The sequence below is a fragment of the bacterium genome, assembly GCA_035307765.1.
GTDB lineage: Bacteria > Sysuimicrobiota > Sysuimicrobiia > Sysuimicrobiales > Segetimicrobiaceae > Segetimicrobium.
The window spans coordinates 194,406-201,551 of sequence record DATGHU010000006.1; the positions used below are offsets into that span (position 1 = coordinate 194,406).

The window sequence follows — 7,146 nt, forward strand, 5'->3', positions numbered from 1 at the left end:
TCCTATTTTTCGATCCACACCCGGTTAAGGTAGCCGACGCTCAGGGCGCCGAGCCCGCCGGGAAGGCGGACGTACCCTTTGACGGCGCTGCGCGCCGCCTCCGCCTGCGGCCGCCAGACGACGAAAATCCACGGGGCCTCCTGGAAGAGGATCCGCTCCACGTCGGCGTAGACCGCGCGGCGCTTGTTCCGGTCCGTGATCCGCTGCCCCTCCTCCAACAGCTGATCGAGCCGCGCGTTCTTGAACTTCACCGCGGCGGCGTAGGCCGTCCCGGTGGAGTGGAAGTACCGGTAGTAGAAATCAGGGTCGGCCCAGGGCAGGCTGAGGCCGTCCATCATCATCATGTAATCCCCGGTCACCCGCTTCTGGAACAGGGTCGCCACGTCGTTGATCTTGAGATCCACCGTCGCGCCCCACGACCGCAGCATGGTGGCGACCACCTGCGCCGTGTCGAGGTGCACGGTGAGGTTGGCCGAGTCGAGGACGAGGTGGAGGTCCTGCGGCCGCTGCAGGCCGGCATCCTTGAGCAGGGCGAGGGCGCGCTGCGGGTCGTACGTCCACACCTTGCTCGTCTCGGGATTGTACGCCCAGGCGTCCTTCCTCAGCAGGAAGCCGTCCATCAGCTGCGCCTGCCCGCCGAAGGCCGTCAGGCTGACGGTCTCGCGGTTGATCGCGAAGTTGAGGGCCTGGCGGACCTTGGGGTTGACGAGCGGCGGGCGGGTGGGATTCAGGCGGATCATGTTGAACACCTCGAACCCACGGTAGACCCGGAAGTCGCGCGAGCGCATCAAGAATTCGGTGTCCTGCCAGGGGAGGTACTCGATGAAGTCGGCCTGGCCGCTCTTGAGCGCGTTGACGCGGGCGCGGTCGTCCAGGATCGGGGCCAACTCCACCCGGTCCAGCGACGCCGGGTCCCACGCCTTCGGGAATCGCTCCAGGACGTAGCGGACGTTGGGCTCGTAGCTCGCCAGCCGAAACGCCCCCGTCCCGTTCATCGCCTTCTTGAAGTCCCCGCCCGCCTCCGCCCACCGCTGGCTGACCATGAACGTCTCGCGGCCGGCCAGGATGTCGAGGAAGGTGGCGCTGGGGTGTCGGAGGCGAACCTCGACCGCGGCGTCCCCGCGCGCCCGCACGCTCTCGATCAATTCCTCGAACTCCTTTTCCCGCGTCGCCTTCGTCTGCGGGTCCAGAATCCGCCGGAACGAGTAGAGCACGTCCGCGGCGGTGAACGGCGTCCCGTCGTGGAACGTGACGTTCCGGCGCAGCGAGAAGATGTAGAGGGTCGGCTGGGGCTGGGACCACGACGCCGCGAGGGCGGGGGCGATGTTCCCGTGGACGTCGTACGTGACGAGGGTATCGTAGACATTCCCCTGCAGCGACGAACTGGTCGCCCCGTAGTTGAGGTGCGGGTCGAGCCCCACGGGGTCTCGATACAGCCCGAACTTCAGGATGCCCCCCCGCGTCGGGGCGGCCGCGGCGCGGGTCCCGCGCACGAAGGCGGGCGCCCCGACGATGGTCCCGGCGATGAGCTTGCCGAGGGTCCGGCGGCTGATCCGCATACGATCTCCCTCCCGTCGATGGGGGCCGGCGGGCGTTTCATCCCCGACCCGAAGGGTTCCCCGCAGTCTTCGATGCCGGCCCGGCCGGTCCCCGGCTCAGACCGATCCCCGCAGGCGGGGGTCCAGCAGGTCCCGCAGCGCGTCCCCCAGCAAGTTGAAGGCGAGCACGGTGCCCGAGACGACCGCGGCGGGCCAGACCACCGGCCAGACGCTCAGGCTCATGAACCGGCTCGACTGCTCGATCATCCGCCCCCACGACGGGGCCGGGGGCGGGGGGCCGAGTCCGAGGAAGCTCAGCCCCGATTCCAGCAGGATCGCGTGCCCGAGCGCGAGCGAGGCCTGGACGAACAGGGGAGCGGCGATGTTCGGCAGGATGTCGCGCCGCAGGATCCGGGCCGTGGGCGCCCCCTGGGCTTTGGCCGCCGCCACGTACTCGGTCTCCCGGACGGAGAGCGTCGCGGCGTGGGCCACCCGCGCAAACCGAGGGACGTAGAGCAGCCCGATGACGAGGATGACGTTCACGACGGACGGGCCCAGGAACGTGATGACGAGGATCGCCAGGAGGATGGGCGGAAAGGAGAGCAGCCCATCGGCGATCCGCATCACCACCAGGTCCCCGATCCCGCCGAGGTAGGCGGCCGCGCTGCCGAGCAGGGTGCCGATGCCGGCCGCCCCCGCGATGCTCGCCACGCTGACGACGAGCGTGATGCGCGCCCCGAACGCCAGGCGGCTGAGGATGTCGCGCCCGAACTCGTCGGTCCCCAGCGGATGGGTCAGGGAAGGGAGCGCCATCCTTAGCCTCGGGTCGATCGCCTCGGGGCCGTAGGCGGTGAGGGCGGGGGCGAGGACGGCCAGCGCGGCGACCACGCCCACGACCGCTGCGGGGGTGAGCAGCCGCAGCCGGCGGATGCGGCGGCGGCGCGCCCGCTCAGCCTCAGGCGTATCGGATGCGCGGGTCGACGAGGGCATACGTCACGTCGATCAGGACGTTGACGGCGATGAAGATGGACGCGGCGACCAGGACGACCGCCTGGATGACGGGGTAGTCGCGCTGGCCCAGCGCCTCGAGCAGGAATAGGTTCATCCCCGGCCAGTTGAAGATCGTCTCGACGAGGACGCTGCCCGCAAACATCGCGCCGACCTGGAGGCCGAGCACGGTCAGCACCGGCAGCAGGGCGTTGCGCAGCACGTGGCGGCCGACCACCTGTCTCTCGCCCAGCCCCTTCGACCGGGCGGTGCGCACGTAGTCGAGCGACGTCTGCTCGAGGATGGACGAGCGCGTCATGCGCATCGTGGTCGCGGCGGGCGCGGCGGCCAGGGCCAGGGCGGGGAGGATCAGGTGGACCGCGAACCCTCCCGGGTCCTGGAAGGCGCCGACGTATCCGCCCGACGGCAGAAGCCCCAGCCAGAGCGTGAAGATCGAGACCAGTCCCGGCCCGATCACGAACACCGGCACGGAGAACCCCAGCAGCGTCAGCGCGGAAACGATCGGATCCATCAGCGTGTCGCGCGCGCGCGCCGAGTACACTCCGGCGGGAATGCCGATCGCCATCGCCACGCCGGCGGCCGGGACGATCAGCTGGAGGGTGCGGAGCAGCCGCACCGCCAGATCGGTGGTCACCGCGCGTCCGGAGACCAACGACCGGCCGAGATCCCCGCGCAGCAGTCCGCTCGCCCAGCCGAGATATTGGACCACCACCGGGCGGTCGAGGCCGAGTTGGGCCCGGACGCGCTGCACCTGCTCCGGGCTCGGGTGCGCATCCAGCCCGCCCAGGATGATCAGGGCGGGATCTCCCGGCAGCAGGTAGAGCGAGAAAAACACCACGGAGGCGACCACCCACAACAACACCACGGCGCCGCCGATCCGGCGGGCGAGGTAGCGCTTCACGTTCGCGGCCCCGGCGTTGGCGGGGGGGTCCCGCCGCAACGCCGCCGCCGCCCGCGCGTCACGCCGCTAGAGCTCGTACCGCAGCCGGTAGACGAGCAGCTCCTGCAGCCGGAAGATCGTATCTGGATCCCCCTCGCACCGCACCACCCGTGGGGCGGTGCGCGAGACCCCAGGCACCAGCGCCGCGGTCTGGGCCATATCGGTCCGGTTGTACTCGATCTCCATGACCACGGGATTGGGCACCGCCGTCGGCGCGACCTCCCCCCGCGTTCGGACCGCCTCGGCCGCGCCCTTCCGGATCCGCCGGCAGGCTTCTTGTGGGTGGAGGCTTGCCGCCACGCCCCGGCCGCTGGCGCGCTTCACCGGAACCAGGACCGCCTTGGGCATCGATTCGCGGGCCTGCGCGACCGTCGCTTCGTCCCCGGTGATCAGCGTGACCGGGACCCCGAAGCGGCCGGCGACGAGCGCGTTGAGGTTGGCCTCGTTCACCAGGCGCCCGTTGATGCGGAGATTGTAGATCATGGCCCCGTTCCAGGTGTGGTCGAGGATGGCGTCCGCCGTGCCCGCGCGCGCGTGGGTACCGGTGATGAACACCGCGTGGAACGACCCGTCCATCCCTTCCATCTGCAGTGAGTCCCGCATCGCCCCGCGGATCAGGACCGCGCGTTCATCCAGCCGGGCCGGCAGGAGGTTCTGCATCCCCGCGTGACTGTCGCACACCACGACCTCTGTGGCGCCCCCGTCGAAGGCGCCGGCGATCGCGGCGTTGACCTCGTCGGTCATCAGTTCCCGTCCCTCTTGATACTGCCTCGCGCTCTCCGACGTCTGGAGGTTCGTCACCACCCCCGCCACGCCTTCGATGTCCGCCGAGACGTACACCCGGCACGCTGCCACCGCTCCACCTCCGGTTCGATGTCCAGGAGGACTTAGGGACGGGCGGGGTGTCCCCTTCCGGGAACGCGGCGGCCCGACGGGCCGGGCGGGGGGAAGAGGGGGAGGGGATGGCGATCCACCTCACGATCGTTTCCTCCAGTGGATGGACCGCGTGCCCGCGATCCGGGAGGGGAGGCGGGCTTCGGCGAATTCGAGGGGCGGGGTCGGCACACCGATGCAATCCACACCAGGCCGGTCGAGCTTGAGGTCGCGCAGCGCCGAGGGACTCCTCTTCGGCGCGCTCGGCGTTCTCGCGTTCAGCTTCACCCTGCCCGCCACGCGGATCGCCGTCGGTCAGCTGGACAGCACGGTGGTCGGGCTCGGCCGGGCGATCGTCGCCGCGACCCTGGCCGCCGTGGTGCTGGCCGTTCGGCGCGAACCGCTGCTTCCCCCGGCGATGTGGGGGCGGATCGCCATCGTCGGCGCGGGCGTCGTCGTGGGGTTCCCGCTCTTTTCTGCGATGGCGCTGCGGCACCTGTCCTCCGCGCACAGCGCGGTGATCGTCGGCCTCCTGCCCATCGCCACCGCGGTGCTCGCGGTGGTGCGGGCCGGAGAGCGGCCGACGGCCCGATTCTGGCTGGCCTCCGCGGCCGGCCTGGCGGCGGTCCTGGCTTTCGCCGTCGCCGAAGGGGCCGGCACCCTCCAGGGGGCGGACCTGCTGGTGCTGCTGGCGGTGGCGCTGGGGGCGTTGGGTTATGCCGAGGGCGGCGCGCTCGCCCGCGAGATCGGCGGGTGGCGGGTGATCTGCTGGGGGTTGGTGGCGACGGTCCCGTTCATTGCGCCCGCGGTCGCGTTGGCGATCATCCGGACCGGCCTTCGAGCCGATCCCGCGGCGTGGGTGGGGTTTGCGTATGTGTCGGTCATCAGCATGTTCCTCGGGTTCTTCGCCTGGTACCGGGGGATGGCGGCCGGCGGCGTGGCGCGGATCGCGCAGCTCCAGCTCGCGCAGCCGATCCTGACCCTCGTCTGGTCGGCGCTGCTGGTCGGGGAGCGGGTCGGCCCCGTGACCGTCGCCGCCGCCCTGCTCGTTCTCGTGAGCGTAGGCGCCACGCAACGTGCCGCGGTGCGCCACCCCGCCGGCGCGGGGACCATTCCCCCCCGTTTGACAGAGGCGATGGAGCGCGACACGCCGTGAGGACCGCCGCGTTCGTCATCGCCTTGCTCGTGATCTTCGGCATCCTGTGGGATGCGTTCGAGACCGTGGTCCTCCCCCGGCGGATCTCACGCCGGTTGAGGCTCGTCGTGTTCACGTTCGTTCCCGCCTGGCGGGCGTACTCGGCGCTGATGCGGCGGATCCCGCCCGGCGGCCGACGGGAGACCTACCTGGGGTACTTCGGCCCGCTCTCGATCATCGGGCTCCTGGCGCTGTGGGCGCTCGGGCTGATCCTGGGGTTCGGCCTGCTGCTGTGGGGGTTGGGGTCGCATCTGGCGAGCCCCAACGGCGCGGCGACGATCGGCACCGACCTGTACATGAGCGGAACGACCTTCTTCACCCTCGGCCTCGGCGACGTCACCCCCCGCGACGGGGCGGCGAGGGTCGTCGCGATCGCGGAGGCCGGGATCGGGTTCGGCTTCCTGGCGTTGGTCATCTCGTACCTGCCGGTGCTGTCCCAGGCGTTCTCCCGGCGGGAGATCCAGATCACCCTCCTCGACGCCTGGGCCGGGTCGCCCCCCGCGGCCGCAGAACTGCTGCGGCGGGTGGGCGCCCACGATCACCGGCCAGCGTTCGGGCCGTTTCTGCGGGAGTGGGAGCTCTGGGCGGCCGAGCTTCTCGAATCGCACATCGCGTATCCGAACCTCTGCTATTTCCGGTCCCAGCACGACAACCAGTCGTGGCTCTCGGCGCTCGTCACCATCCTGGACGCCTGCGCCCTGATCATGACGACCGTCGAGGGGATGCCGGGGCGGGGCGCGGAGCTGACCTTCGCCATGGCCCGCCACGTGGTCGTGGATGTGAGCCAGATCCTCAACCGGCCGCCCCGCCCGCCGGCGGTCGATCGCCTCCCCCCCGCGGATCTCGCGTCTTTGCGCGAGATGCTCGCCGGGGCCGGCATCCCGCTGCGGGACGCCGACGAAGCGGGACGGCGGCTTTCCGAGCTGCGGCGGATGTACGAACCGTACGTGGGCGCGCTCTCCGACTACCTGATGATGCCGTTGCCGGAGTGGATCCCCGCCCCGGGGCGGCGTGACAACTGGCAGAAATCGAGGTGGAAGTAGGCCTAGTGTGTCAAGTGCGGACTTGGTGTTAACACTTCAATGCCTCCCAAGGGGACCGCCATGGATCAACTCGCAACCTAGGTGGTGAAGATCGACGCCGGGGTCCGTCCGTGGAGACGGTACCCTTGATGCGGGCGCTCCCGGTTGGAGAACGCCAGGTACGCTTGCAGATCCCGTTCCAGCTGGTCCCTGCTCGTGTAGTACGTGCGCCGAAAGGCCACCCGCCACAATTCGGTCAAGATCGCCCCTTGCAAGCGTTCCACGAACCCGTTCGTCCAGGCGTGCCGAGGTTTGGTGCGCCGGTGTACGATCCCCAAGGCCTGGCACGCCGCCGTGAATCCGCGCTGAAACTCCGAGCCGCGATCGGTCAGGATCGCCCGAAGGCGATGCCCCGACCGCTGGTAGGCTGGCCGCAGCCGCTCGCGCAGAAAGGCGATGGTCGCCGCCTGGGTCACGCGCGGCACGAGCGTGGCGACGGCGTAGGAGCACGCCGCATCGCAGGCCGTGAGCTGCCAGACGCGGCCCACCCCCTTCAGCTTGCCGACATAG

7 protein-coding genes are annotated in these 7,146 nt (G+C 70.4%); 2 read left to right on the top strand and 5 right to left on the bottom strand.

The features are described 5' to 3' along the window. Positions 1 to 2: 2 nt before the first annotated feature. The 4 genes from VKV57_02285 to VKV57_02300 form a co-directional block, all read right to left on the bottom strand. The gene (locus VKV57_02285) at positions 3 to 1,559 is read right to left on the bottom strand and encodes an ABC transporter substrate-binding protein (protein ID HLW58734.1); all 1,557 of its coding nucleotides are present in this window, start codon (positions 1,557 to 1,559) and stop codon (positions 3 to 5) included. 96 nt (positions 1,560 to 1,655) lie between these two features. Further along, positions 1,656 to 2,528 carry an ABC transporter permease gene (locus tag VKV57_02290; GenBank protein HLW58735.1) on the bottom strand — a complete coding sequence of 291 codons (873 nt, stop codon included), beginning with the start codon at positions 2,526 to 2,528 and terminating at the stop codon, positions 1,656 to 1,658. Next, positions 2,494 to 3,486, bottom strand: a complete 993-nt coding sequence (locus VKV57_02295; protein ID HLW58736.1) for an ABC transporter permease — start codon at positions 3,484 to 3,486, stop codon at positions 2,494 to 2,496. The genes VKV57_02290 and VKV57_02295 overlap by 35 nt, the downstream gene beginning before the upstream one ends. A 27-nt stretch (positions 3,487 to 3,513) precedes the next feature. Beyond that, a complete protein-coding gene (locus tag VKV57_02300) occupies positions 3,514 to 4,341 on the bottom strand; it encodes a M55 family metallopeptidase (GenBank protein ID HLW58737.1) in 828 nt (275 codons plus the stop codon). A 214-nt stretch (positions 4,342 to 4,555) separates the two neighbouring features. On the opposite strand from VKV57_02300, the gene VKV57_02305 reads away from it, so the two are divergent. Together VKV57_02305 and VKV57_02310 are read left to right on the top strand one after the other, a co-directional pair. After that, a complete protein-coding gene (locus VKV57_02305) occupies positions 4,556 to 5,515 on the top strand; it encodes a DMT family transporter (GenBank protein HLW58738.1) in 960 nt (319 codons plus the stop codon). Then, positions 5,512 to 6,597 carry a potassium channel family protein gene (locus VKV57_02310; protein HLW58739.1) on the top strand — a complete coding sequence of 362 codons (1,086 nt, stop codon included), beginning with the start codon at positions 5,512 to 5,514 and terminating at the stop codon, positions 6,595 to 6,597. The genes VKV57_02305 and VKV57_02310 overlap by 4 nt, the downstream gene beginning before the upstream one ends. 77 nt (positions 6,598 to 6,674) lie before the next feature. Here VKV57_02310 and VKV57_02315 read toward each other — a convergent pair. Continuing rightward, a partial coding sequence (locus tag VKV57_02315; GenBank protein HLW58740.1) for an integrase core domain-containing protein occupies positions 6,675 to 7,146 on the bottom strand: 472 nt, incomplete at its 5' end.

Excerpts from the sequence above, each read along its gene's own strand:
- VKV57_02285 (HLW58734.1), bottom strand. The coding sequence starts at position 1,559 with ATGCGGATCAGCCGCCGGACCCTCGGCAAGCTCATCGCCGGGACCATC.
- VKV57_02290 (HLW58735.1), bottom strand. The coding sequence starts at position 2,528 with ATGCCCTCGTCGACCCGCGCATCCGATACGCCTGAGGCTGAGCGGGCG.
- VKV57_02305 (HLW58738.1), top strand. The coding sequence starts at position 4,556 with ATGCAATCCACACCAGGCCGGTCGAGCTTGAGGTCGCGCAGCGCCGAG.